General features: G+C 42.1%; 28 protein-coding genes and 2 tRNA genes. 17 read left to right on the top strand and 13 right to left on the bottom strand.

Annotated features, from left to right (window positions below):
* Nucleotides 1-2 precede the first annotated feature (2 nt).
* The 6 genes from ACFSYC_RS10390 (at nt 3) to ACFSYC_RS10365 (ending at nt 3522) form a co-directional block, all read left to right on the top strand.
* Nucleotides 3-599 (top strand): hypothetical protein, encoded by a 597-nt coding sequence (locus tag ACFSYC_RS10390; protein WP_377126792.1) that lies wholly within the window; start codon nt 3-5, stop codon nt 597-599.
* A complete protein-coding gene (locus ACFSYC_RS10385) occupies nt 583-1041 on the top strand; it encodes a PH domain-containing protein (RefSeq protein ID WP_377126788.1) in 459 nt (152 codons plus the stop codon). The genes ACFSYC_RS10390 and ACFSYC_RS10385 overlap by 17 nt, the downstream gene beginning before the upstream one ends.
* A gap of 55 nt (nt 1042-1096) precedes the next feature.
* Entirely contained in the window at nt 1097-1375 is a 279-nt protein-coding gene (locus ACFSYC_RS10380; protein ID WP_377126785.1) for a hypothetical protein, read from the top strand.
* A gap of 397 nt (nt 1376-1772) precedes the next feature.
* A complete protein-coding gene (locus tag ACFSYC_RS10375; RefSeq protein WP_377126782.1) occupies nt 1773-2768 on the top strand; it encodes a hypothetical protein in 996 nt (331 codons plus the stop codon).
* Between the two features lie 167 nt (nt 2769-2935).
* Nucleotides 2936-3226 carry a helix-turn-helix domain-containing protein gene (locus ACFSYC_RS10370; protein WP_377126779.1) on the top strand — a complete coding sequence of 97 codons (291 nt, stop codon included), beginning with the start codon at nt 2936-2938 and terminating at the stop codon, nt 3224-3226.
* 2 nt (nt 3227-3228) lie between these two features.
* Nucleotides 3229-3522: a hypothetical protein gene (locus ACFSYC_RS10365; RefSeq protein ID WP_377126776.1), complete on the top strand. Its 294-nt coding sequence runs from the start codon at nt 3229-3231 to the stop codon at nt 3520-3522.
* On the opposite strand, the gene ACFSYC_RS10360 is transcribed toward ACFSYC_RS10365, so the two are convergent.
* The 7 genes from ACFSYC_RS10360 to ACFSYC_RS10330 all read right to left on the bottom strand — a co-directional run bounded on the left by ACFSYC_RS10360 (nt 3516) and on the right by ACFSYC_RS10330 (nt 8740).
* Nucleotides 3516-4763, bottom strand: a complete 1248-nt coding sequence (locus tag ACFSYC_RS10360; protein WP_377126773.1) for a site-specific integrase — start codon at nt 4761-4763, stop codon at nt 3516-3518. The two genes, ACFSYC_RS10365 and ACFSYC_RS10360, sit on opposite strands and share 7 nt — an antisense overlap.
* Nucleotides 4764-5021: 258 nt before the next feature.
* Nucleotides 5022-5106 (bottom strand) — tRNA-Ser (locus tag ACFSYC_RS10355).
* A 106-nt stretch (nt 5107-5212) separates the two neighbouring features.
* A complete protein-coding gene (locus ACFSYC_RS10350) occupies nt 5213-6184 on the bottom strand; it encodes a YihY/virulence factor BrkB family protein (protein WP_377126770.1) in 972 nt (323 codons plus the stop codon).
* Between the two features lie 11 nt (nt 6185-6195).
* Nucleotides 6196-6603, bottom strand: coding sequence for an acyl-CoA thioesterase (locus ACFSYC_RS10345; RefSeq protein ID WP_377126767.1), 408 nt, complete (start codon nt 6601-6603; stop codon nt 6196-6198).
* Entirely contained in the window at nt 6603-7658 is a 1056-nt protein-coding gene (mltG, locus tag ACFSYC_RS10340; protein WP_377126765.1) for an endolytic transglycosylase MltG, read from the bottom strand. The genes ACFSYC_RS10345 and mltG overlap by 1 nt, the downstream gene beginning before the upstream one ends.
* 11 nt (nt 7659-7669) lie before the next feature.
* Entirely contained in the window at nt 7670-7972 is a 303-nt protein-coding gene (locus tag ACFSYC_RS10335) for a rhodanese-like domain-containing protein (protein ID WP_377126762.1), read from the bottom strand.
* Nucleotides 7973-8740, bottom strand: a complete 768-nt coding sequence (locus ACFSYC_RS10330; RefSeq protein WP_377126759.1) for a PASTA domain-containing protein — start codon at nt 8738-8740, stop codon at nt 7973-7975.
* Between the two features lie 119 nt (nt 8741-8859).
* Here ACFSYC_RS10330 and ACFSYC_RS10325 point away from each other — a divergent pair, with 119 nt between their 5' ends.
* A complete protein-coding gene (locus ACFSYC_RS10325; protein ID WP_377126756.1) occupies nt 8860-9837 on the top strand; it encodes a D-alanine--D-alanine ligase in 978 nt (325 codons plus the stop codon).
* Nucleotides 9838-9914: 77 nt separating this feature from the next.
* On the opposite strand, the gene rseP is transcribed toward ACFSYC_RS10325, so the two are convergent.
* The 6 genes from rseP to ACFSYC_RS10295 form a co-directional block, all read right to left on the bottom strand.
* Nucleotides 9915-11252 (bottom strand): RIP metalloprotease RseP, encoded by a 1338-nt coding sequence (gene rseP, locus ACFSYC_RS10320; RefSeq protein ID WP_377126753.1) that lies wholly within the window; start codon nt 11250-11252, stop codon nt 9915-9917.
* Between the two features lie 6 nt (nt 11253-11258).
* Complete coding sequence (locus ACFSYC_RS10315) at nt 11259-12449, bottom strand: 1-deoxy-D-xylulose-5-phosphate reductoisomerase (protein ID WP_377126750.1); 1191 nt, start codon at nt 12447-12449, stop codon at nt 11259-11261.
* Nucleotides 12450-12452: 3 nt separating this feature from the next.
* Nucleotides 12453-13952 (bottom strand): GH3 auxin-responsive promoter family protein, encoded by a 1500-nt coding sequence (locus ACFSYC_RS10310; protein WP_377126747.1) that lies wholly within the window; start codon nt 13950-13952, stop codon nt 12453-12455.
* 4 nt (nt 13953-13956) lie between these two features.
* Entirely contained in the window at nt 13957-14691 is a 735-nt protein-coding gene (locus ACFSYC_RS10305; RefSeq protein ID WP_377126744.1) for a hypothetical protein, read from the bottom strand.
* Nucleotides 14692-14699: 8 nt separating this feature from the next.
* The gene (locus tag ACFSYC_RS10300; RefSeq protein WP_377126741.1) at nt 14700-15668 is read right to left on the bottom strand and encodes a glycosyltransferase; all 969 of its coding nucleotides are present in this window, start codon (nt 15666-15668) and stop codon (nt 14700-14702) included.
* A gap of 129 nt (nt 15669-15797) precedes the next feature.
* On the bottom strand, nt 15798-16748 hold the full coding sequence (locus ACFSYC_RS10295; protein WP_377126738.1) for a glycosyltransferase family 2 protein: 951 nt from the start codon (nt 16746-16748) through the stop codon (nt 15798-15800).
* Between the two features lie 182 nt (nt 16749-16930).
* Between ACFSYC_RS10295 and kdsA the strand changes: the two genes are divergently transcribed.
* From kdsA to ACFSYC_RS10245, 10 genes are all read left to right on the top strand, one after another.
* Entirely contained in the window at nt 16931-17713 is a 783-nt protein-coding gene (kdsA, locus tag ACFSYC_RS10290) for a 3-deoxy-8-phosphooctulonate synthase (protein WP_377126736.1), read from the top strand.
* Nucleotides 17714-17896: 183 nt separating this feature from the next.
* A complete protein-coding gene (locus ACFSYC_RS10285) occupies nt 17897-18826 on the top strand; it encodes a KpsF/GutQ family sugar-phosphate isomerase (RefSeq protein WP_377126733.1) in 930 nt (309 codons plus the stop codon).
* A gap of 104 nt (nt 18827-18930) precedes the next feature.
* Nucleotides 18931-19012, top strand: a tRNA-Leu gene (locus ACFSYC_RS10280).
* Between the two features lie 135 nt (nt 19013-19147).
* Nucleotides 19148-19474, top strand: a complete 327-nt coding sequence (locus tag ACFSYC_RS10275) for a DMT family transporter (protein ID WP_377126730.1) — start codon at nt 19148-19150, stop codon at nt 19472-19474.
* Nucleotides 19475-19508: 34 nt separating this feature from the next.
* Nucleotides 19509-20093, top strand: a complete 585-nt coding sequence (locus ACFSYC_RS10270) for a Crp/Fnr family transcriptional regulator (protein WP_377126727.1) — start codon at nt 19509-19511, stop codon at nt 20091-20093.
* Between the two features lie 96 nt (nt 20094-20189).
* Entirely contained in the window at nt 20190-20636 is a 447-nt protein-coding gene (locus ACFSYC_RS10265; RefSeq protein WP_377126724.1) for a DoxX family protein, read from the top strand.
* Nucleotides 20637-20760: 124 nt separating this feature from the next.
* Nucleotides 20761-22089, top strand: coding sequence for an MFS transporter (locus ACFSYC_RS10260; RefSeq protein ID WP_377126721.1), 1329 nt, complete (start codon nt 20761-20763; stop codon nt 22087-22089).
* 14 nt (nt 22090-22103) lie between these two features.
* A complete protein-coding gene (locus ACFSYC_RS10255) occupies nt 22104-23396 on the top strand; it encodes an MFS transporter (RefSeq protein ID WP_377126718.1) in 1293 nt (430 codons plus the stop codon).
* 43 nt (nt 23397-23439) lie between these two features.
* Nucleotides 23440-24168, top strand: a complete 729-nt coding sequence (locus ACFSYC_RS10250) for a (Fe-S)-binding protein (protein ID WP_377126715.1) — start codon at nt 23440-23442, stop codon at nt 24166-24168.
* A gap of 46 nt (nt 24169-24214) precedes the next feature.
* Nucleotides 24215-24790 (top strand): DUF4468 domain-containing protein, encoded by a 576-nt coding sequence (locus ACFSYC_RS10245; RefSeq protein ID WP_377126712.1) that lies wholly within the window; start codon nt 24215-24217, stop codon nt 24788-24790.
* Nucleotides 24791-24823: the final 33 nt, after the last annotated feature.

The raw sequence follows: 24823 nt of genomic DNA, 5'->3' as shown, positions 1-24823 counted from the left end.
CTATGAACGCGTTGCTAACAAGGCTCGGCATTCCATTGGAAATCCAGGCCTTTTTTAGTGTAACAGCCGATCTGACCTTTAATTACGGCGATCAGGTTGAACGTTATGATGCCGGTTTCCACATTGTTCCCTCCACCCAAAACCTATGGGTTGCAGGCACCCCAAGCGCCACACATCTAATTATTACTTATTCGGTCTTGGAAGCGATGGCCTTTATTACTTTTAACCGCCATCGTTTTCCCCGGCTGGAACAACTGGCCTTTATCGCCATCGGCAACAAACTGCATGCGGAACAAGGCGACTGGATCAGGCAAAGTTTTCCGGGGCGCAAGGTGATCCTGGTATTCGGAAAAGACCTCGTAGGGAATATCACTGATATCAAGTTAGCAGCTGCTATCAAAAATATCCCAATCCGGATTCTCTTTAGGGACGATGCAATTCATATTTATAGCTATAACTGCTTAAAGGTTTTCGATCAGGACTGTGTGTCCTTACATGCTTTCCAGGAGGCCTTTACCATTCGACCCCGTTTCCGAACCGGTAAGCCAATTCATTCATTAACATTTTTAGATCAATTAAAACATGACGCAGAACGATGATATTCTATTAAGGCCGGCCATGCTGTTCGCATTCCTGAAAGCCTTGCCACTCATTACGCTGGCCATTACTTTTCTTTTACTGGCTTGGTGGCTGTCCCCTTATTTTATTGTATTCAGCCTTGTGGTATGCGGTTTCGCCTGGTATAGGTTATTGTACATCCGCAGTTTTCAATACCTGATTACCCATGAATACATCCTTTTAACCCAAGGTATATTCTTTAAGCGTATCGATCAGGTGGAATTGTTCAGGGTTAAGGATTATATTATTACACAATCGTTTATTATGCAAATCTGCAAGCTAATGGTTCTGACCTTGAAAAGTACTGATGCTGAAAATGCGACGATCCGGTTTCAGGGAATATCTGAATCCAATATCGTAGAAACCATACGGACACGGGTTTTAGAAGTGCGAAAAAACAATAATATTTACGAATTAAATTAAAGAAGCACTTGTAAATTACTAACTTAATTAGTAATTTTAATTAATAATCATCATCATGAAAGCGATTGTACGAAACATCTTATTAGCCTGTTTAATCTCCATGTTCGCCTTTTTTGGGGCGGTTGGAAGGAAACATACTAAGGATAAAATGACTGAAGCTCAAAAGGCGGAGGCGAGGAAGGAAACATTAACCTGTTTAGCAGTTGCCTTCATAGCCTGCGGTGCCTGTGCCTGGCGGTGTAACGTGCTTTATAAAAGAATAAATGAAGAGCGGGAGTACCGGCGCAGGTTCAATGATTATAGCCGCAATGCTTCGTTTAACAGACGTTATTGAAATTAATGATTAATTTAGCAACATCTTAATGTCGGCATTCCTGCCGTACAATTGTGATAAGGTTTAGGTTTAAAGTCCCCGGCAGCGAGTGGAGGGCACTGAAAAAGTCCTTTAGAAAAAAACGGCGAATATAAAGCTGTAAAAAAAGCAATTTGACGCTCTGAGAATCGTTTATACGAGTCACAAGTTCAGTATGTTGTTCTGTAAGTCATAGAAAAGGGGATGTTATCGTTTAAGATACACCCCCCTTTTTTTAACCGAATTTTGATGGACTTTTTCAGTGCCCTCAGCGAGTGTTTGGGGACTTTTATTTTTATAAGGCCCTATCGCAGCTACAGTAATGAAAATGGTTACCGTTCTTACCTAAAACATCAATTTAAATTACTCCAACCCAAACATGAAAGATAGTTTTTATGATTTTGTATCCTATGAATTGGAACAAACTTTGCCGGTTAATTGGCAGCATATCGCTGAAGATAAGTTGCCGGGAGCGCAACCCTGTGAGATAAGTCACGCTTTCCACGCTCACATAGCGGGAGAGTCGAAAATGGTTAATATCCTGGTTTTACCATTATCTATTAAGCTTAACGCGGATAATGAAAAGCAACTATTGATGCTGAGGGACAAGCTCCTGTCAGAAAGGGTGTTATTAATAGTGATCAATGAAGAACTCCAGGCCGATTATTTAGCCGATACCGGTACTTTTATTTCCGAACGACTCCTGGTGCATAGTCCGGATTTTATGTGGATTTCCTGCTGCCTGGATAAAAACAATAAAATGACTTTTGATGGTATTCATTATGAATACCTCCACCGCGGTTTGGCCAAAGTCTGGGAGGGTAAGCTCATATACGCCAGCCCGAGGAAGGGGCTACAACAAGTCAATCTTGAAATAATGAAGGGTAATTGCTGGAAATGCGGGAAGGAAATAAAAACAATAACTGGTCTGGTCTTTCCGGATAAACAATTAACCAGCTGGAAAAACACAACCTGGAAATATTATAACGGCCTGTTGAATTTAAGTCAAATCATGATGGACGACACCATTTTGATTGCCGATTTTATTGAAATTCTAAGAATTAAGGATCCGGTAGTTACACCCGTCAGTTTCCGATTTAACGATGCGGATCAGGAAAGTTATTTTGCTGCATCCTGCCCATACTGCGGTGAAACGTGCGACGAATTTTATGTAAATGATGAACGCACTGGCTTACTTCATTCCATGCAAAGCAGGATAGATGGTAGCCTGAAATATTATTCGCTCAAACTGAACATAGATCAATACTTAATTGATCGTCTGTATAATGGTTGCGAAGCTTGTGTCCACACTACGGACGGCGGATGGATTACGCGTACAAAAGTCTCATTCTATCAGCTAGATAAAAAGCTTTAGCCCGGATCAATTCCTCATGCAATTAGAACGGCTTGGTTAAATAATCGGAAAAAATATATGGCTTAACGGTAGGTGATGATTTGCCAAAATCTTCATCATAAAGCCGCAGGCTATCCAAGCTGCCGGCCGGAAAGGCGGGTAGCGATCATGCGCATATCTTTTTGCACATGAAATTTATGCTAATCATTCCAAAAATGCCTTTTGAACTTCTGACCAAAGACGATCTGGAAACTTTTCGTAAAGCGTTACTTAGTGATATTAAATTATTGCTTTCTCCTCAAATTCACGAACATCAAGAGTGGCTAAGGTGCAGCGATGTTAGGCGAATGCTTAAAATCTCTACTGGTACCATACAGAATTTAAGGATCAGCGGCAAACTTAAATCCCAAAAAGTAGGAGGGATCCACTATTACAAACTCACTGATATTGAAAATATGATCAGTGGAAAAATCAAATAATTATGTCGGAGCTCTTAACCTTATCAAAACTGCAGGATGACATCGCCAATGACCCTAGGGTAACGGTATGGCATATTAGTTTGTATACCTCCATTTTAAACTTATGGCAGCAAGGTGGCTTTGAAAAGCAAATCAAAATCACCAGGAAGATCCTAATGGCCAAGGCACATTTTGCCAGCACAAGCACCTATCATAAGTGTCTGAATAAGCTGATCGAATTGGGCTACATCAGCTACAGCCCAACTTATGACTGTTATAAAGGCAGTAGAGTTGAAATCAAACTGGGGGATCAATAACGATCCTCCAGTTTGTTCCCCTTTTTTTTTACCAGGCTCTTTTCCAGCTGTAGCATATCCTTGCTCACCTTATAGTCCTGTGTTTTCGCATAATGCTGTGTTTGCTTAATGGAGGCATGGCCAAGCATCTTCGATACAGATTCTATCGGTACGCCATTATTGAGCGTTACCGTAGTGGCGAAGGTATGCCTGGCGATGTGGAAGGTGAGCTCCGTCTTTACCCCACAGAGATCAGCGATCTCTTTCAGGTAAGCATTCATCTTTTGATTGGTCAGCACCGGCAAAACCATTCCTGAAGCGGCACATTTTGGATGTTCCCTGTAATTAGCAATGATTTGCCTGGCCTGGCCCAGCAATGGCAGATTTGATGGCGAGTTTGTTTTCTGCCGCTTTATAAATATCCATTCCTTATTGTCAACGCCTTTTTTAATGTCTGATCTCCTCAGATTTCTTACGTCTGCGTAAGCAAGGCCTGTGTAACAACTAAACACAAACACATCCCTGACAATATCTAGCCTCTCCGAAATAAATTTCTTTTCAATCATTCTTAACAATTCCGACTCTGTAAGTGCTACCCTTTCGACCGTTTTCTTGGTCAGCTTGAAGTTAGCAAACGGATCCCCGGGCAGCCACCTGTTTTTTACACATATTAAAACTACTTTTTTAAAGTTGGCCAAATATTTCATTGTCGTATTGTGGTTGCACTTCCGCACAGTTTTTAGCCAGAATGCATATTGTGAAATAAATTCATGGTCCAGTTCTTTGATCGGTTTATCAACTGCTTTGTACATCCATTTGATGAACGCGCGGGTATGTTCCAGGGATACATGATAACGGTCAATAGTACCGGCAGCGAAATCTATGCCTTCCAGCGCCTTCATTTGATCATTGTGCTGTTGGAATACCTCCATAATCATTTTTGGTTTTTCAATATTCCCGGTTAAAATATCCTTCATGGCTACTGCTGAAATGATGCTGTCAGAGTAGTTCAGCATCCGCTTCACATGAAATACGTGCTGTTCAAAGGAATCAAGAAATTGGTTTAATTCCTTGGCCGACTCTTTTGTGCCTATGGCACGGCCTGCATGGGCATTCCACCTTGATTGTTCACACCTGCGCTTGGTAGAAACCTCGACGGCTTTACCATCGACGGTAATTTTCAGATAGATGAACCTGTTGTCTTCTTGTTTGTTTTTGGGCTGCTTTAAAAAGAACAATAACCCAAACGTTTTTTCTAGCATAAAACATAAATAAAAGTTAAACAAAATTACGTTTCAGCCATTCTTTTCACAAGATGCGCGCGCCGCGAACATGCTGTGGTTCAAATGGTTATAAGCCATTCGTAGCGTCTTTTTGATTTTTAGGTCAATTTTGAAAGGACGCTACGAATGACGCACTAGAGTTTTGCGATTATTTGCGAGTTTTGGCAGGTATGTAAAAGAAAAAGCCCCTTAATTTCGCAATTAAGGGGCTTTTGACACTTTTGTTAATGTAATCAGCGGAGAGCTAGGGATTCGAACCCCAGGACCTGTTACAGTCAACAGTTTTCAAGACTGCCGCAATCGACCACTCTGCCAGCTCTCCGGGGACAAAAGTACAAATCCGGGTCGAATTGGCAAATTTGATTTTCACTTTTTTTAACATTTCTTTAAAACGCTGATAAGTGTTTGACGGATAGTTGATTAATTTATCAGTCAACCAGCTTTTCGGCCCTAAAACTGTTAAAACGGGGCTTAACAATCTTCAAATTGCGTTTTGAAAGGTCGATACTGGCGTTTAGTTCAAACCCAATAAGCAATATCATGGAGTTTAAATACAGCCAAAGCATCACCACGATGATGGTACCAATGGAGCCGTAAATTTTATTATACGCTGCAAAATTGTTGATGTAGTAGGTAAATCCCCATGATGTTAAAATGGCCAGGCCGGTGGCCAGTATGGAACCGGGGCTCGAAAAATCCCACTTTAATTTGTGCGATGGGCCATAGCGATACAGTAGAGATATTGTCACAAAAAATATCCCCACAATAATAACCCAGCGTGATAAAGTAAGCAAATAGATCCAAAAGTTGCTTTTGCTAGCTACATGGCTTTGCAGGTAGGTGATGAAACTTTCGCCCACCGTCATTATTACTATAGCGATAATTAGTGCAATGGCGATAACAATTGTAAGCGTCATTGCTATCATACGGCGTTTAAACCAGCTACGTTTCTCGAGTATAAGGGATGAGTCGTTAAAAGTGCGCATTAAATTACTCACACCATTAGTGGCAAAGTATAAAGCGGTGACGAAACCTAAGGATAACAATCCCGCGCTTTTATTCTTTAGGATGTCTTCAATGGTGCTCTCGAAGGCAAGGTATGCATAGGTGGGTAAAATGGTCTGTAATAGCTCTAAAAGCTTATCCTGGAAGTTATTCACCGGCACATAAGCAATCAGCGTAAACAAAAACAGTGTGGCCGGAAAAAGGGCAAGCATGAAGTTGTAAGCCAGCGCGGCAGACTTGTTGAGTAATGAATCTTCCTGAAACTCATTAACCAGCGACACCGTGACTGCATACACGGACAGGTTACCAAAGCCGGGCAATACCAAAACCTTAGTCCATTTAATAAAATTACGGTACAATTTTATCCGAAGCAGTATGCGGTGTGCCCATCTCATCAGCCACTAATTTACTCAAAAAATGGTTTTAGTTTTTCTAAAAACTCTGCTGATGGCAGGCAGGGGCGGTTATTGGCCATGTTGACAAAGGCCAGCAAAGTTTCGCCAAGGTGTATCAGTTCCTCTTTCTCGTTAAAAAGTTCATACCTAAAATGGACCTTTACTCCGGGCTTTTTGTCCATAATTACTTTTATGGTTATCTCCTCGTCGTAGCGGGCGGGTTTAAGGTACTTGCATTTCATTTCCAGCACGGGCATCATAATGCCTGATGCTTCCATGCCAGCGTAGGTAAGGCCCAGGCTGCGCAGCATCTCTACACGGCCTACTTCAAAAAATTCGGCATAGTTGCCGTAGTACATGTATCCCATCTGGTCGGTTTCGCCGTAACGGACCCTTATTTTGGTAGAATGCTCAAACATTATTTTTTGATGTTGCGTTCGTCTAGCGCCTTGCGGAATTTCTGCGCGTTCTTATTATGCTCGGCCACGTTGTTAGCAAAGTTATGACGGTTAGAAAAATCTTCTTTAGCAACCATATAAATATGATCGTTCTTTTCGTAGTTAAGTACTGCTTTCACGGCGTTAACCGAGGGCAGCATTACCGGTCCGGGTGGCAAGCCTTTGTTTAAATAGGTGTTATAAGGCGAATTAACAGAGAGATATTTGTTTAATACTCTATGGATAGTAAAATCGCCCATTGCGAAGATTACAGTAGGGTCCGACTCTAGTTTCATACCTACGCGAAGGCGGTTCAAATACAAACCCGCTATTGTTGGCATCTCGTCATCATAAACAGCCTCTGCATCGACTATAGAAGCAAGGATAGATACCTGTGGAACGGTTAGGTTTAAAGCAGCGGCTTGTTGCTTGCGCTTAGCTGTCCAAAAGTTTTCATAATGATTGTAAAAGCGTTTAAAGAACGCGTCTGCAGATATGTTCCAGTTCATTTTGTACGAGTCGGGCAATATCATCACAAAGGCGTTATCGGTATTAAAACCATATTGCTGCACAAACGCGGTAGAATCCAAGTAACGTAGCACTGTAAACGAGTCGAGCTCTAACTTTTTGCCGACAAAGGATGCAAACTGTACTTTGGTTCTAAAAACGTGGAAGGTCAAATCAACAGCTTCCTGATCGCCCAGTTGTAACATGCGCACAAACTTTCTATTGCTCATACCTTCTTGCAAGCGGTATTTACCTGGTTTAACATGGCCTACATATTTCATATTACGGGCAGCCCAAGAGAAGGTCGCCGTATCTTTTACAATGCCTTTGTCGCGTATGTTTTTGTAAACGTCGTCAAAATCTTCGCCGGTATGTATGTACAAGTATTCTTCGTTGTTGGTTACGTTAGGGCCAAAGTAGCGCAGGTAGTAAAATAAAATAGTTCCGGCTAATGCCAGCACCCCCACCACAACTAGGGTGATAATAAATTTGCGCATGGTTCCGCCTGTTGATGATACTTTTTTTGCCATGGTTTTATAGGTTAAACCGGCAGGCGTTGCAATGCCAATAAGCCGCCGGTTAAGTTTTTTACGTTTGTGTAGCCCTTAGCAATTAATAGCGCCTGTGCAGTGGTGCTACGCATGCCAGCTTTGCATATAACAATAAGTTCGTCGTTTTTGTTAGCGTTGATGTCATCCATTTCCTCGGTTAGTTTGGACAATGTTAAGTTTTGACCGCCGATATTACAGGTATGAAACTCAAGTTCCTCGCGTACATCGAGTAAATTAAGCTGCTCGCCCGCTTGTAACCTAACCTTTAAACTTAAAGCACTTATCTGTTGCATTTAGTTGCCTTGTGATACCGTAACATTAATTTTTGTACCGATGCTCACTTTACTGGTAGAGTCCGTACGCATAGGCGATTGGCTGACCACAATCACATTGCTCGAATCGGTTATAGCGCCGTCGTAGGTAATTGTGCCTAATGATAAATTCATCCCTCTTAAGGAAAAGCGTACAGCATCCAGATCCTGGTTAATCAAATCCGGTACATCAACCTCGCTGGCGCCTACACCATCACCCAAAATCAAATCGATTTTTGACCCTTTAGGGATCTTTGTGCCTGCTTTAATTATTTGTCCCGCAAATTGCGCCTCTAACACTACATTTAGCGCTATGTCTGATTTATAGGTGGTATCGCCAACTTTAAGTCCGCTGTTTTGCAGGGTTGCAACAGCTTGTATGTACGGCATTTGGTCGATGTCGGGCAGGTTCACCGGCGGAGCCTTTTCGGTAACCATGGTAAGATATATTTTACGGTTTTGTTTAACATTGGTTCCCGGATCAGGGTCCTGTTCAATGATTGTTCCGGGAGGGGCATCCGGCACATAGATCTCATCAATCTGGTAATCAAAGCCTTCTTTCTCTAAAACATTTATGGCCTCTTGCTTGGTTAACCCCTTTAACTTGGGTACAGGTACGCCCGAACCGTGATTGGTATAAAAACTAAGGCTAAAAAAAGCGATCAATACCACGGCAATAACCGCTCCGATAGCCAAGAGCATCGTGTTTCTGAAAGATTTAGTTTTTAAGTACGACCCAAATTTACTCATTAGCAAATGCTGTATTTATGCTTAATAATGCGCCAAACATAAGGATAATTTTGGAGTTATCGGTTTGTAAAAACTAATGTAATTATAAGTCAAATATTTATATTTGACCGTATATGACAATGAAAAACATAGCACTATTAGCAGGCGGCTTTACCGGCGAGTACGAGGTGTCCCTTAACAGCGCCAAAAATATTAAGGCTAACTTGGATAACACCAAATATAAAGTTTACACGGTATTGGTTAACCGAGACCGCTGGTTTTATGAAGACGGCAGCGAGCGTTACGACATAGATAAAAACGATTTTAGCCTGACCGTAAAAGGGGTGAAAATAAAATTTGATTTTGCCTTTATAACTATACATGGCAGCCCAGGCGAGGACGGCAAGATGCAGGGCTATCTTGATATGCTGGGCATATCATACAACACCTGCGACGCTACTACATCAGCCCTGAGTATGAACAAGGCTTACACCAAAACCATTGTAAACGGCATACATGGCCTGCATACGGCCAAATCCATACGATTGTTCAAAAACGATGTGCACGATGTGGCAACCTTAGCTGCTAACCTTAAGTTTCCACTATTTATCAAACCTAACAATGGGGGCAGCAGCGTGGGTATGAGCAAGGTCTACAACGTTGCCGAGCTCCCCGCCGCCCTTACTAAAGCTTTTCATGAAGATGAAGAGATATTGGTTGAAGAGTTTATTAAAGGACGCGAATTCAGCCGTGGGATAGCCCGTCTGCACGGTAAGATACAGGTATTACCTGGTACAGAGATCATTACCACGAAAGACTTTTTTGACTATGAGGCTAAGTATACTTCGGGTGTAACGGAAGAGGTTACACCCGCCGACCTGACCCCACAGAAAGATGCCCAAATAGCCGAAATAATAACGGAAGTTTACCTGCGCCTTAACGCTAAAGGCATGACCCGCGTTGATTTTATTTTGCAAGAAAACACAAACGACTTTTATTTTATCGAGATCAATACAACACCGGGCCAATCGTCGGCAAGTTTGATACCACAGCAGGTGAGGGCAGCCGGCATGAGTTTGCCCGACTTTTATGCTGAATTGATTGAAAGTAACCTATAGTAATTTCAAACTATTTAGTTAATAAAAAAGCCCGTTTCTTAAACAGAAACGGGCTTTTTTATTGGGTGAAATGTATGTTATGGCTTGCTTTTAAGCACCTGCTTAACTATATCATTACCAAATGTAAATACCATCAGGGTTATTAATATTATAAAGCCTACTATCTGTGCACGTTCCAAAAATTTGTCGCTCAGCGGTTTGCCCTTTATCATCTCAACGATCAAAAACACGGCGTGTCCACCATCTAACGCCGGGATAGGTAACAAGTTGGTAAATGCCAATACCATAGATAAGAATCCTACCAGAGTCCAAAACTTTATCCAGTTAACAGTTGAACCAAATAGGGTAGCAATTTTCACCGGGCCACCAACAACCTTGTCAAATTTAGCGTCGCCGCTAAATACTTTTCCTATAGCCTTGGCATTGGTAGCAAAGGTATTCCATGCTTTACCGGCGCCAATTGGTAATGAGCCAAAGAAACCGTAATTAATCGTTTTTTCTTCGGGTAATTCAAATTGTGGAGTTACACCTAGCTTACCTTCTTTGCTAATATTTACAGCTTGTTGTTTTACCTCGTTGTTCCGTTTAATATCAATCGTAGCACTCTTGCCGGCATATTTTTTCAGCTCGGTTTGCAGTTGGTCATAAAATTGAATCTGTACGCCATTTACCGCAATCACACTATCGCCTTTTATGATACCTGCTGATTTTGCACCAGTACCTGCAGCAACAGAATCTACCGCAAATTTTATTCGCGGTAATGGGCTGATAAATTCCTCTAATCCATCATCAGAAAGATCATTTATTGCATTGGAAGGAACGGTAAGATCTAATTTTTGAGTACCACGCTGTACGGTTAATACAGTATGATCTAATATTACTTTTGAGGTCATTAACTCCTCAAATTTCACAATTGGCTTACCGTTTATCGCAGTGATTTTATCACCCGCTTGCAGCCCCATTTTTTTACCCATGCTGCCTGGTACAATGCCGTATTTAATGTTCTCATTAGGGATATAGCTTTCGCCAAGTTTAGCGGTAAGCATCCAAAAAATGAATATACCCAACACGATGTTTACAAACACGCCGCCAAGCATCACTATCAATCGCTGCCAGGCCGGTTTTGAACGAAATTCCCAGGGTTGTGCCGGGCCGGCCATTTGCTCAGTATCCATAGATTCATCTATCATGCCGGCAATTTTAACATAACCGCCCAATGGAAGCCAGCCTATGCCGTACTCAACACCCTTATAGTTAAATTTAAAAAGGCTAAAGCCCCAGGCATCGAAAAATAGGTAAAATTTATCTACCCTTATGCCAAAAGCCCTGGCTGCTAAAAAGTGGCCCAGTTCGTGCAAAATCACTAAAATCGAAAGTCCCAGTAACAACTGGCCAACCATAATTACTATACTCATTCTTCTCTATATCAAGTTGTAAGCCTTTGCAGGCATTTGTTTTATTAAATTGTGCGCAAATATGCGTGTTTCTCTGTCAGTATTCAAATAATCGTCGAGCGTTGGTGTGCCTTGATAGCTCATATGATGCATACAGCTTTCAATAAGATCACTCATTGCCAAAAATGTTACGCTGTCGCTTAAAAAGCTGGCTACCGCAACCTCGTTAGCGGCGTTAACAATGCATGGCATGTTTCCCCCTCTTTTTAACGCCTCGTACGCGAAACCCAAATTACGAAATGTCTCCACATCGGGTTTTTCAAACGATAAGTTAGCATAATCAGCGAAGCTAAAACGCTTAAAACTGTTTTTTAGCCTGTTGGGATAGGCTAAAGCATATTGTATGGGCAATTTCATGTCTGGTAAACCCATTTGGGCTTTTAGCGATCCATCCTCAAACTGTACCAAACTATGTATTATGGATTGCGGATGCACGATAACATCTATCTGATCAGCCTCCAGATCAAACAACCACTTAGCTTCTATCACCTCAAGGCCCTTATTCATCAGCGTAGCCGAATCAATAGTGATTTTGGCACCCATCACCCAATTAGGGTGCTTAAGCGCGTGCTCGCGGGTTACGTTGGCTAAAAACTCGGTTGTTTTACCTCTGAATGGGCCGCCAGACGCCGTAAGGATGATCTTTTCAATTTTATTATTTTCCTCGCCAACCAGGCACTGGTAAATAGCCGAATGCTCAGAATCTACCGGTAATATTTGGACATTATGTTGTTTGGCAAGGGCAGTTATTAACTCGCCTGCTACAACCAGTGTTTCCTTATTTGCTAAAGCGATAGTTTTACCAGCCTTAATGGCGGCAATTGTAGGCTCTAATCCTGCAAAGCCAACCATGGCCGTCAATACGACATCTATCTCGCTGCCGGTAACCACTTCGTTGATAGCTTGTATGCCCGCCAATACTTTAATTCCTGTGTGAGCAAGTGCTTGTTTAACCTCGACATGTTTGTTCTCATCGCAAATAACTGCATAAACAGGTTTAAACTGCAGCGCTTGTTGTATAAGCAAATGAGCGTTATTGTTAGCAGTAATTGCATACGCTTTAAACAGCGATGGGTTTTCGCCAATCACTTCTAAAGCCTGTGTGCCTATACTGCCGGTAGCGCCAAGAATGGCTATGTTTTTAATCTGGGTACTCAATTCTTAATGGATATATTCCTTTAACCCGTCGGCTATCTTTCTGTCGTTAGCCAGTCGGGGTACTTTATTTTGTCCGCCAAGTTTCCCTTGCGAACGCATGTAGTTAATAAACGTGTCTTTTTTAAGGTTACGTATGATCAAAGGTTGCAAAATGTTACCATCGATCAGGTCAAAATAGTAAATATTTTTGGCTTGAAGGGCTTTATCTACCTTAAGCGCAAATGCTGTTATATCACGAGGTGCAACCCCAAACTCAATAAACCATTCATGATAAGGCAGTTGTTCACCCTCGGCAGTTACTTGCGGGGCCACGGTAAATTCAACAATATCAATACCTTCCTGTTTAGCAACGGTCATTAGGGCGTGCTCAACCTCCTCGCCAATAACATGCTCTCCAAAAGCTGATATGTAATGTTTTATGCGGCCGCTTACTACAATTTTATAAGGATTTTTTGATACAAATTTCACCGTATCGCCAATGCTGTATCCCCATAAACCGGCGTTGGTGTTCATAATAAGCGCGTAGTTTTTATCCAGCTCTACTTCGGCCAGGCTTAGGCGGGTAGGGGTTTCATTAAAATATTCATCCGTAGGGACGAACTCATAAAACATGCCCGAATCGGCCAGCAATAACAAGCCTTTCTCTTGCTGCGAGTCCTGGAAAGCGATAAATCCTTCAGAAGCAGGGTAGGTTTCTATCGTGTCAATACCAAAGCCAATACTTTCCTCCATGCGCGACCGGTATGGCTCAAAATTAACCCCGCCATAAACGTAAAGTTTGAAGTTAGGGAAGATGTCTTTAATCTTTTTGCCACCAGATACTGCCGATAACCTATCGAAATACATCTGGCACCAGGGTGGTATGCCTGATATCAGTCGCATATCCTCATTCCTGGTTTCTTTAACTATGGCGTCGACCTTTTCTTCCCAATCTTCAATACAATTAACCTCATAGCTGGGCATCCTGTTTTTTTGCAGATAAGCGGGTACATGGTGTGCTACGATCCCCGATAGTCTGCCGGTTTGAATTCCGCCCTTTTCTGACAGGATAGGGCTACCTTGCAGGAAGATCATCTTACCATCTACAAAGTCGGCTTTGCCTGTTTCATGGATATAGTTAAGTAATGCATTGCGCGCCGCTTTAATATGCTCGGGCATGCTCTCTTTACTGATAGGGATATATTTTACGCCAGATGTAGTGCCTGATGTTTTAGTAAGGTAGGTAGGTTTGCCCGGCCACATTACATCGGCTTCGCCCTCCACGACACGTTTGATGTAGGGACTAAGCTGTTCGTAGTCGCGGATAGGGACTTGCTTTTTGAAATCTTCGTAGGTCTTAATATCTGCAAACTTGTGGTCAGTACCAAAGGATGTGTTTTTGGCTTGTGCCAATAAAACTCGAAATGTTTTTTGCTGTAATTTTACAGCGTTCTTCCGTATTTTATTGACATCGCGGTTAACAAACGCTGCAAATATCTTACTCAATATTGCTTTTAACCCCATTTACTTAATTGGTTTCGGCAATATCGTCATCAATGTCCTGATGGCTATATATCAGTTTTCTGTAGGTAACCGCCAATATGATATTAACGAAAGGGTAGGTAAATATTATAGCAATAGATGCGAAACCGAAACCGTCATATTGCGAGACCCAAGCGGGTAAGGCTATTAATAAAAGGATGATGCATAGCATGGTAAAAACTTTAAAGAAATATCCACGGGTTAACTCAAAGCTTTGCTTTATAGATTCGAACCCACCTGACTGATCATCAACGATATACGTTATGAAAAACATCACTCTTAAAGCAAAATATAGCGCTATTATTACGGCAATTTCCTGTACGAGTTGCTGTAGGTTTGGATAGTCGTCAAGCTTCGAAGTAAGTATAGAAAAGGTAGTAATTACAAAGGCGATGAAGAAGATCACCCCTAAATAACTCATGATGCTTTTAAACGCCGGCAGTATCTGCGAGAATTCAAACTCGTAATACTCACTGTCAATCAGTGTGAATATAAGTTTATATAAACCCAAAGTAGTGTACGCCTGTACAAAAACCATGAAGAGTGATACCACCATTTTACCGGTAAAATCTTCGGGCGAAAAAACAAATCCAAAAATGCCGCCCAATATTAACAGCAACAGCGAGGCCGCTATTGAATAAACAATAATGGTAACAAAGTTTTTCTTGAAGATACTCCAGGCAGTTTTTGTTGTTTCTGCTACCGAAAATGGATGATACATATTTTAACTTACCACTTTTTTAAGATCAGCCTTCTCCAAATATCCTGCATAAAACCAAGGCCGTAAGCCGTCAGTTGGATAAAGGAAGCCAATACGCTCAAAAATGCAATTTTTACTGACTTGTTTTTAATAAGTGCATGAAAAAATATCAACAAAATGAGTAGCAACGCAATTATATTACATAACAACGCTATCGGCCAATATAATATGTTGGATATTAAGGTAAATATTACCCCCAACGTAAACAACGCCGGAAAAAAATGAACCAGTTTCAGCTCACTCGGGAAAAACTTATAAACGTTGATGCGCGCCCTGCCAAAAAAGTGCAGCTGCTTATAAAACTGTAAAAAGTTAGTACGGCGTTTATGATATACTTTAGCCAAAGGTACTAAGCCGATTTTGAAGCCTGCTGCATGGATGCGGATGCTGTATTCTATATCTTCGCCGGAACGGGTAATGAGGAAACCACCTACTTTCTCCCACACTTTACGCGACAAACCCATGTTAAAGCTACGCGGATGGAATTGGCCAATACTTTTTTTATTACCACGAATACCACCCGTTGTAAACGGCGACGTCATGGCGTAGCTGATCGCCTTTTGAGTAGGGGTGAACGACGGGTGAGCAGCGTCAGGGCCACCATAGGCATCTAACCAATTTTGGTTTAAAGAGTCGTTGACAATCTGTAGGTAATCCTCAGGAATCAGGCAATCAGAATCAAATATGATAAAGTAATCGCCAGTGGCACGCTCAAACGCGGAATTACGGGCAAAACCCTGGCCGGCGTTCGCTTTAACAAAGTATTTAATATCAAGCTGATCTGAAAAACTTTGGACGATATCAGCAGCATCATCTTTTGATCCATCTTCAATTATCAGCACCTCAAAGTTTTTATAGGTCTGCAGAGTCAATGTTTCAAGCAGTTCTTCTATTTCCTGAGGACGATTGTATAAAGGTATGATGACAGAGAAAAGCATTTATTAGATTTGGGTAATGGGATTTGAATATTGAGATTTATTTTTAGATAGAGAGGTTTCAATTTAGGGTCTAGAACATAATAACGACTGTTCACATGTCCCCTTATCAAATCTCACATCTCCAAAATATTAAAACCTGTCTTCTATCTGGTAATGATTACGTTCGGGGGCGCTGCGAGAAACCATCTCGGCAACAAACCCTGTTAAAAACATTTGCGAACCTATTATGATAGCAGTTAAAGCAAAATAAAACAGGGGGTTTGCTGTAACATCACGATAGTGCTCATTGTGAGCAATTGCGTATAACTTTTCGCCTATTATCCAAAACGCACATACGGTACCGGCCAAAAAGCTTAATACCCCCATGCCGCCAAAAAGATGCATAGGCCGTTTGCCAAATTTTGATACAAACATGATGGAGATCAAATCAAGCGGACCGCGAATAAAACGTTGTATGCCGCCAAATTTCGTTACACCAAACTTACGCGGCTGATGCTGCACAACTTTTTCGCCAATTTTTCTAAATCCGGCCCAAGCTGCAATTACCGGTATATAGCGGTGCATTTCACCATAAACTTCTATATTTTTTACTACTTTTTGCTTGTACGCTTTCAGCCCACAGTTCATATCGTTTAGCTTTACGCCAGATATATAGCCGGTAACGCCATTGTATAATTTAGTGGGCAGCGTTTTGCTCAAAGGGTCATGTCGTTTCTTTTTCCAGCCGCTTACAAGGTCGCGATCATCCTCGACGATCATCCTGTACAATTCTGGTATCTCGTCGGGGCTGTCTTGCAGGTCGGCATCCATGGTGATTATCACTTTGCCCTGGGCAGCCTCAAAGCCAGTGTTCAAAGCGGCAGATTTGCCATAATTACGTCTGAATTTTATGCCCCTGATAAATGGATTGGTTAACCTTAGTTCCATGATCTTTTCCCAGGAGCCATCGGTACTGCCGTCGTCAATTAACAGAATTTCATATAGGAAATTATTTTCCTGCATTACCTTAGCTATCCATGAGGTAAGCTCGGGTAATGATTCAACTTCGTTATATAAAGGTATTACTACTGATATATCCATTTATTGGTGATAGGGCATGAGCTAAAGCTTTTTCAAACCCATGCAAAAATATAAAAAAGCGGTTATGGTTGTATGCTTGTTTTTGCAGCATGCATAAATTATGTCAAATCTGTTTTTAAACACGTTAAAACAGGTTTCATCGCTAAAATTAAACAAACAATAAAAATTATCATCTTTGCACCATGGCATTGTTTGAACAAATGCGGCAGAAGCCGTTTTTTATCTTGGGCCCATGCGTAATGGAGAACCAGGAACTACTTTACACCGTTGCTGATAAAGTAGCCGAAATAGGAGCTAAATACCCTCAAATTCAGGTGATATTTAAGTCGTCTTTTGATAAAGCTAACCGTACCTCGATACACTCGTACCGCGGGCCGGGCATTGAGAAGGGTATGGAGATGCTGCAGAATATTAAAGATAAGTTTAATCTGCCGGTTACTACTGATATCCATGAGCCTTACCAGGCTGCAATTGCTGCGCAGGTTGTTGATATCTTACAGATCCCCGCGTTTTTATGCCGCCAGACAGATTTACTTGTCGCTGCAGCTGTTACCGGAAAGATTGTAAATGTTAAGAAGGCGCAATTCCTTTCCGGGCAAGATATGTTTTACCCCGCCCAAAAGGTTGTTGAAGCGGGCAATAACCAGGTTATACTGACAGAGCGCGGTAACATGTACGGTTATAATAACCTGGCCGTAGATTTTAGGAACATATACGACATGAAAGCCTTTGGCTACCCGGTTTGTATGGATTGCACGCACTCGGTACAACGCCCGGGCGGTGCCGGGGGCAAAACTGGTGGCGACCGCACTTTTGTACCTATGATGGCGCTTGCTGCTAAAGCTTTTGGTGCAGATGGGTACTTTATGGAAGCACACCCAGATCCGGACAACGCGCTAAGCGACGGCCCTAACATGGTGAAATTGCATGAATTGGAAGGCGTAATCAGATCTTTAATAAATTAAGTCAAGTGACCCACCGCGTGTGTGTATTACGTGGATCACTCTGTTTGGTAAACCATTGAACGTCAATATAAAACAAAAGCAAGTTTATGCATTTGGATCACTTTTAACATTTTGGATCACTTCCGAAAAGTAGATCACCTAACAAAAGGCATAAATAATTGAATATAACGCAACAGCTACTAAATGAAAGATATTGCAAAAAGGGTATTTGAAGTAGAGATAGAATCGTTGCAACATGTAGCAAGTCTTATCGATGATTCGTTTACCACGGTGGTTGAGGCTATACTAGCTTGCAAGGGTAAGGTTATCATTATTGGGGTAGGCAAATCTGGCCTTATAGGTAAAAAAATAGCAGCTACGTTGTCAAGCACAGGCACCCCGAGCCTGTTTTTACACCCTGGTGATGCCTTTCATGGCGACCTTGGTTTGATAGGGGCTAATGATGCTGTAATCCTAATCTCTTATTCGGGCGAAACCGACGAAGTTTTACGTGTAGTGCCATTTTTAAATTGGAATAAAAGCCTGATTATCAGCATAACAGGTAATCCAATATCTACTATTGCGAAAAACAGCGATCATCATTTAAATATTAAAATAACCCGTGAAGCTTGTCCGCTGGCCCTAGCGCCAACATCGTCAACTACAGCGGCTTTGGTAATGGGCGATGCGTTGGCCGTCGCGCTGATGGATTCGCGCAATTTTCAGGAAGAAGATTTTGCCCGCTTTCATCCGGGGGGCAGTCTTGGCCGAAAGCTTTTGACACGTATTAAGGACCGGATGCGCACAGAAACTCTGCCTTTCGTGCCATTAGCTGCTTCTTTTACAGATGTTTTATTAGTAATGTCTGAAGGTAAGTTGGGTATGGTGGTTGTAGGAAATAAAGACCATGTTGAAGGTATTATCACTGATGGCGACTTGCGCCGCGCGTTATTGCGCAATAAGGATATTGCCCAATTATCCGTTGCCGGGATGATGACCGCCAACCCGATCATGATTGATGGCGACGAGTTTGTTAGCCAGGTTGAAGTATTGATGATGGAAAAGAAAATCACCAATGTTTTGGTAGGCAAAAACCGCAAGCTTGACGGTATTTACCAAATCTATACGCAATAAAAGCAAATTTAAGGGCTAATTAGTAAGGGTTTAGCAAAAAAAACTAAATTCAATTTTATAATGTGTTTATTTAATCTATCTTTGCAGCTCTAAAAATCCTAACTGCGGAAGTGGCGTAATTGGTAGCCGCACCAGACTTAGGATCTGGCGCTTCACGGCGTGGGGGTTCGAGTCCCTTCTTCCGCACAACGGGAATAGTATTAAGTACTGTTCCCGTTTTTTTTATGTCTTTAATTATTTGAAATTTACTGGATCTTTGTCGCTAATGCTGTAACTTGATCTTAGAACAGATAAGGTAGCGTTACCCTTAACTTAAATATTATGAATTGGTTATTATTGGTTCTTGGTGGCTTTTGTGAAGTTGCGTTTACCTTTTGCCTTGGAAAGGCAAAACTTACGTCGGGTAATGAAATGTATGTTTGGTACACCGGTTTCTTTGTCACCCTATGCTTGAGTATGGGCTTTTTGATGAAGGCTACGCAAACACTGCCCATAGGAACGGCCTACGCGGTATGGACAGGCATTGGCGCGGTTGGTAGCGTTTTAATGGGGATACTGGTGTTTAAAGAGCCGGCAACTTTTATGAGGTTGTTATTTTTAACCACACTTATTGGCTCTATCATAGGGCTAAAAGCGGTGTCGCACTAAACTTAATTAGCTATCTTTTTCTAAAATTCACCTCATGATCGACGCCTTGCTTACTAACATCGCTCAAAAGGGCGTTGAGCTCACTCGTGATGAGCAGGCTTTTGTTGCTTCCGTTTATCAGCCTAAAAAGCTGCGTAAACGACAGTTTATACTGCAACAGGGTGACGTTGCTAAATACGAAACTTTTATTGTAAAAGGCCTAACCCGCACTTACCTTGTTGATGAGGACGGGCGCGAACATATCATCGCTTTTGGCGCCGAAGATTGGTGGACCGGCGATATGGCTAGCTTTTTCAATAGCGCCCCCACGAGTTATTTTGTTGATTGCCTTGAGGAAACAGATGTATTGCAAATATCGCAGGCCAATCTGGAGCGGCTTTTTGTCACAGTGCCCAAAATGAATATTTACTTCAGGATACTTTATAGTAATTCTATTGTGGCTTATAATATCAGGGTTGCCTTAAGTTTGTGTAAACCAGCCGTAGAGCGGTATCAAGAATTTATTTCGCGCTATCCTAAAATACAACAGCGCCTGCCTAACCATCAAATCGCATCTTATTTAGGCATCACTCCACAAAGCCTGAGCCGCCTGCGTAAACTGGCTGTGCTGCCAAAATAGTTAACCTAGGTTAACGTAATTACTTACCATAAGTGATTGTGCAGCCCCTTGCCTGTACAGACATTTGCGTCATTAGAACAATCAAAAATTAAGACAATGACACAATTTATTTTAAAAACCGACGACGGTTATTCGCCTCTAATATTACGCATAGGTTTAGGTTTGGTAATGTCTGTGCATGGCGCGCAAAAAGTATTTGGCTGGTTTGGTGGTTATGGTTTTAGCGGGACAATCAGCTTTTTTACTACTACAATGCACCTACCATGGATCATTGGCTTTTTAGTGATTATAATAGAGTTTGTTGGCGCCATAGCGTTACTTGCAGGCATATTTACCCGTGTAGCAAGCGTAGCCATTGCGGGGGTGCTAATAGGTATTGTTATAACCTCGCATATTCAGTTCGGTTTTTTTATGAACTGGGGCGGCGCACAAAAGGGCGAGGGTATTGAATACTTTTTGATCTACCTGGCGGGAATGATATCTCTGGCTATTACGGGTGGCGGTGTATTTTCTGTAGATAGAAGCATTAGCAAACACGTGTAATATCGAAACTTTCCTCAAAACGTTAAGGCCGGTCTTTATTGGCCCGGTTTATTGTTGTATTACATTTTGCTAATAATAATATGTCTGCATTTGCTTTGCCGGAAAAAAGCTAATTTAGCACGGCATGACAGAAAAAAACAACAAGAAAACTATCTGGGCATGGTGCATGTTCGATTGGGCTAACCAGTCGTATAATATGGTCATCACTTCTACTATTTTCCCTGCATATTACGTGGCTGTTACGGCTAATAAAGCAACTGGTGATACAGTTTCTTTCTTCGGGCACAGGTACGTTAATACGGTGCTGTCTAACTATATTCTAGGTCTGTCATATCTTATTGTGGTGGTTTTGCTGCCCATCCTTACATCTATTGCTGATTATAAAGGCAACAAGCGACTATACCTGCAATTTTTTACCTGGCTGGGGGCATTGGCCTGCGCAGGCCTGTTCTTTTTTAAGCCGGATAGCGGTTTGGAGCTTCCAATGATCTGCTTTGGGTTGGCCTGTATTGGTTATTGCGGAGGCTTCGTATTTTACAACTCTTATTTGCCACAGATAGCCACGGTTGATCAACAAGACAGCGTAAGCGCTAAAGGCTTTATATACGGCTACGTAGGTAGCCTAATTATGCAGGTTCTTTGCTTTGTGGTGGTGCTATCGCCAAAAACATTTGGCATCACCAGCGATGACCTGCCTGCACGCATATCATTTTTGATGGTATTTGTTTGGTGGCTGGGTTTTTCAATCATTCCATTCAGGCTGTTGCCAAAAGGCGAGCCAAATCCGGGGTCGCACAAATACAATGTACTTACGGGCGGGTTTAAAGAGCTTGCGCGCGTTTTCAAAAAGGTGCGCACTATGCCTTTGTTGAAACGCTTTTTGTCTTCATTCTTTTTTTACTCGGTAGGGGTGCAAACCATTATGCTGGTAGCGGCCAATTTTGCGGCTAAAGAGTTATTAATGTCCGAAGAAATGCTCATCACCATTATACTAATAGTACAAGTGGTAGGGGTTATTGGTGCCTGGCTTACATCCATTTTATCAACCAAATATGGTAACGTTAAAACCCTGGTGGGTTTAGTAGCGTTATGGACACTGCTTTGTTTATCGCTATACTTTATTGCCAGCGTACCGCAGTTTATTGTAGCGGCAGTAATAGTGGGCGCGGGGATGGGCGGGGTGCAGTCTATATCCCGCTCAACCTACTCTAAATATTTGCCGCCAAATATCACAGACACTGCGTCATTTTTTAGTTTTTATGATGTTACAGAGAAATCATCTATCGTAGTAGGCCTTTTTTGTTTCGGGTTCGTGGAAGCCCTGACCCATGAAATGCGCGACTCGGCTTTAGCGTTAGATGCGTTTTTCCTGATAGGTTTGATCTTAATGATATCATTGATGTTTGCCGAGAAGAAAATGAAGAATTTACCCACCGCACCAATCGCAGAATAATAAATTATAATAGCTTGGAAAAAAACAATAAAAAAACCATCCGTGCCTGGGCCATGTTTGATTGGGCCAACTCGGCCTATAACCTGGTTATAACTTCAACCATATTTCCGGCTTATTATGTGGCCATAACAGCGAATGCCGCTAATGGCGACAGAGTTACTTTTTTTGGACATAGTTTTGTGAACACGGCGCTGTCAAACTATGCGCTGGCAGCGGCCTACTTGGCCATTGTATTGATGTTGCCGGTGTTGACATCCATCGCTGATAATCGCGGCAGCAAAAAAAGATTTATGCAGTTTTTTACCTGGCTGGGTTCGTTGGCTTGCCTATCACTGTTTTTCTTCAGGTTAGCAACGCTGGAGTTTGGTATTATCTGTTTCGCGTTAGCTGCTATTGGTTATAGTGGTGGCTTTGTTTTTTATAACTCCTACCTGCCAGAAATAGCCACGGTTGATAAGCAGGACGCGGTAAGCGCCAAGGGCTTTAGCTATGGCTACATAGGCAGTGTTATTTTGCAGGTAATTTGCTTTGTGTTTGTGTTATCGCCGGCTACGTTTGGTATTACCGATGCCAGTTTCCCGGCAAGGCTATCGTTTTTATTAGTGGGGTTGTGGTGGATAGGTTTCGCGCAAATACCTTTTAACCGTTTGCCCCCAGGTAATGCTAAAGCATCAAACCAAAGCGTTAGCGTAGTGCGTGGTGGGTTTATAGAGCTGGGTAAAGTATGGCAGCAGGTAAAAGGTATGCCATTGTTAAAGCGTTTTTTGCCGGCCTTCTTTTTTTACAGCATGGGCGTGCAAACTATAATGCTTGCCGCTGCAGGGTTTGGCGCAAAAGTATTGCATTTGCCTACCGAAAATTTGATTATCATCATCCTTATTATACAATTGGTGGCAATCGCCGGCGCTAATCTGATGTCAAAATTATCAGCCAAATACGGTAATGTCAGCGTGCTAACGCTTGTTGTTATAATATGGATAGCTGTGTGTTTTGTAGCATATTTTGTAACTAACGCTACTCAGTTTTATGCTTTGGCCGCAGTTGTGGGATTAGTAATGGGAGGGGTCCAATCATTATCGCGATCAACTTATTCAAAATTTTTGCCGGAGCAGGTTACTGATACTGCATCCTTTTTTAGTTTTTACGACGTTACCGAAAAGTTAGCCATTGTTGCAGGTATGTTTAGCTTTGCAGTTATTGAGGATATAACCGGCAGCATGCGCAACTCCATTTTGGCGCTGGGTGTTTTTTTCATTGTCGGTCTATTACTGCTGATCAATCTGCGTCGGGCCGAGCGCACAGGATAAATTCGGTTGCTCATTATCTAAAAAATTTGTGACATTTGCGCCAATGAAGACCGAACTGTTTGTGCCCTGCTTTGTAGACCAGCTTTTCCCAGAGACTGCTTTTAACACCGTTAAAGTGCTGGAGAAAGCTGGCTGCGTAGTCGAATATAATCCCGAGCAGACCTGTTGCGGTCAGCCTGCCTTCAATGCTGGTTTTTGGGACGAAGCCAAAATTGTGGGTCGTAAATTTATTAACGGCTTTTCTGACGATACGATCATTATCACCCCATCAGCATCGTGCACCGGGATGGTTAAAAATTACTATAATGATTTGTTTACTAACACAGCGATACATAATAAATGCCGCACAGTACAAGGCAATATCTATGAGCTGTCTGATTTCCTGGTAAACGTTCTTCAATTTGATTATTTTGGTGCCGAGTTAGATGGCCGCGCGGTTTACCATGACAGTTGCTCGGCCCTGCGCGAATGCCACATTAAAGAGGAGCCACGCCAGCTCTTATCTAAAGTATTAGGCCTTGAGCTGGTTGATATGCCGGCAGGCGATACCTGCTGTGGTTTTGGCGGTACATTTTCTGTTAAATTTGATGCGATATCAAGCGCGATGGCGCAGCAAAAGGTTGATAATGCAGTATCAGTCGGGGCAGAGTACATTATTTCTACAGATGCATCGTGCCTTTTGCACCTGCAAAGTTATATCGACAAAAATAACGTACCCATAAAAACCATGCACTTGGCTGATGTTTTAGCACATGGTTGGGGCAACGTATAATATTCGCCATTTCTGTCGTTATAGCTTAATAATAACCTAATTAAGAATGAGAAAATTAATGATATTGACTTTAGTGATGCTTAGCAGCCTCACATTTGCACAAAACAAAGATACCGTGGGTTTAAATATTCCCCAGGTCAACGGTATGGTCATCTACAAACAAAACTTCAATACTCCGGGCAAATCTGCGGCCGCATTATTTGCCAATGCTACAGCTTGGTTTGACAAGCGCTATAATGGATTAGATAGTGTTAATACACAGGATGCCGCAAACGGAAGGCTCGTGGCTCGCGGTTGGGAAAAGCTCGCGTTTAAAGGTCCGCTTGGACTTGAAGTAGCTAATCGCGCCGGAATAAAAATGGAGATCACAGCTGCAATCGGCAGCTATAGTGTGAAACTGTCCAACATAATAATGGGCTATATGGAAGACCCCACTCAGCCACGTATTTACTTTACTGCCGAGGACCTGATGGACCGCGTACTTGGCGTAAAGTTTAAAGGTGAGTCGGGCTTTAATCCGGCACCATTTAATAAAAAACGTTCAAAAAAAGCTTTAGAGAGCCTGAATGAGTTAGTGACGGAAGTGATGGCATCTATTAATGAGGGGATGAAAGCTAATTAATTGCTTACAATCATATATGAAAAAAGCCGGCGC

Source organism: Mucilaginibacter antarcticus, from assembly GCF_042686155.1.
GTDB classification, from domain to species: Bacteria; Bacteroidota; Bacteroidia; order Sphingobacteriales; family Sphingobacteriaceae; genus Mucilaginibacter; species Mucilaginibacter antarcticus.
The sequence above is the reverse complement of the archived record's forward strand: the minus strand, read 5'-3'. Positions and strand labels throughout refer to the sequence as shown.

Coding starts and splice junctions, on each gene's coding strand:
- ACFSYC_RS10390 (WP_377126792.1), top strand. CDS start 3: ATGAACGCGTTGCTAACAAGGCTCGGCATTCCATTGGAAATCCAGGCC.
- ACFSYC_RS10385 (WP_377126788.1), top strand. CDS start 583: ATGACGCAGAACGATGATATTCTATTAAGGCCGGCCATGCTGTTCGCA.
- ACFSYC_RS10380 (WP_377126785.1), top strand. CDS start 1,097: ATGAAAGCGATTGTACGAAACATCTTATTAGCCTGTTTAATCTCCATG.
- ACFSYC_RS10375 (WP_377126782.1), top strand. CDS start 1,773: ATGAAAGATAGTTTTTATGATTTTGTATCCTATGAATTGGAACAAACT.
- ACFSYC_RS10370 (WP_377126779.1), top strand. CDS start 2,936: ATGAAATTTATGCTAATCATTCCAAAAATGCCTTTTGAACTTCTGACC.
- ACFSYC_RS10365 (WP_377126776.1), top strand. CDS start 3,229: ATGTCGGAGCTCTTAACCTTATCAAAACTGCAGGATGACATCGCCAAT.
- ACFSYC_RS10360 (WP_377126773.1), bottom strand. CDS start 4,763: ATGCTAGAAAAAACGTTTGGGTTATTGTTCTTTTTAAAGCAGCCCAAA.
- ACFSYC_RS10350 (WP_377126770.1), bottom strand. CDS start 6,184: ATGAGATGGGCACACCGCATACTGCTTCGGATAAAATTGTACCGTAAT.
- ACFSYC_RS10345 (WP_377126767.1), bottom strand. CDS start 6,603: ATGTTTGAGCATTCTACCAAAATAAGGGTCCGTTACGGCGAAACCGAC.
- mltG (WP_377126765.1), bottom strand. CDS start 7,658: ATGGCAAAAAAAGTATCATCAACAGGCGGAACCATGCGCAAATTTATT.
- ACFSYC_RS10335 (WP_377126762.1), bottom strand. CDS start 7,972: ATGCAACAGATAAGTGCTTTAAGTTTAAAGGTTAGGTTACAAGCGGGC.
- ACFSYC_RS10330 (WP_377126759.1), bottom strand. CDS start 8,740: ATGAGTAAATTTGGGTCGTACTTAAAAACTAAATCTTTCAGAAACACG.
- ACFSYC_RS10325 (WP_377126756.1), top strand. CDS start 8,860: ATGAAAAACATAGCACTATTAGCAGGCGGCTTTACCGGCGAGTACGAG.
- rseP (WP_377126753.1), bottom strand. CDS start 11,252: ATGAGTATAGTAATTATGGTTGGCCAGTTGTTACTGGGACTTTCGATT.
- ACFSYC_RS10310 (WP_377126747.1), bottom strand. CDS start 13,952: ATGGGGTTAAAAGCAATATTGAGTAAGATATTTGCAGCGTTTGTTAAC.
- ACFSYC_RS10305 (WP_377126744.1), bottom strand. CDS start 14,691: ATGTATCATCCATTTTCGGTAGCAGAAACAACAAAAACTGCCTGGAGT.
- ACFSYC_RS10300 (WP_377126741.1), bottom strand. CDS start 15,668: ATGCTTTTCTCTGTCATCATACCTTTATACAATCGTCCTCAGGAAATA.
- ACFSYC_RS10295 (WP_377126738.1), bottom strand. CDS start 16,748: ATGGATATATCAGTAGTAATACCTTTATATAACGAAGTTGAATCATTA.
- kdsA (WP_377126736.1), top strand. CDS start 16,931: ATGGCATTGTTTGAACAAATGCGGCAGAAGCCGTTTTTTATCTTGGGC.
- ACFSYC_RS10285 (WP_377126733.1), top strand. CDS start 17,897: ATGAAAGATATTGCAAAAAGGGTATTTGAAGTAGAGATAGAATCGTTG.
- ACFSYC_RS10275 (WP_377126730.1), top strand. CDS start 19,148: ATGAATTGGTTATTATTGGTTCTTGGTGGCTTTTGTGAAGTTGCGTTT.
- ACFSYC_RS10270 (WP_377126727.1), top strand. CDS start 19,509: ATGATCGACGCCTTGCTTACTAACATCGCTCAAAAGGGCGTTGAGCTC.
- ACFSYC_RS10265 (WP_377126724.1), top strand. CDS start 20,190: ATGACACAATTTATTTTAAAAACCGACGACGGTTATTCGCCTCTAATA.
- ACFSYC_RS10260 (WP_377126721.1), top strand. CDS start 20,761: ATGACAGAAAAAAACAACAAGAAAACTATCTGGGCATGGTGCATGTTC.
- ACFSYC_RS10250 (WP_377126715.1), top strand. CDS start 23,440: ATGAAGACCGAACTGTTTGTGCCCTGCTTTGTAGACCAGCTTTTCCCA.
- ACFSYC_RS10245 (WP_377126712.1), top strand. CDS start 24,215: ATGAGAAAATTAATGATATTGACTTTAGTGATGCTTAGCAGCCTCACA.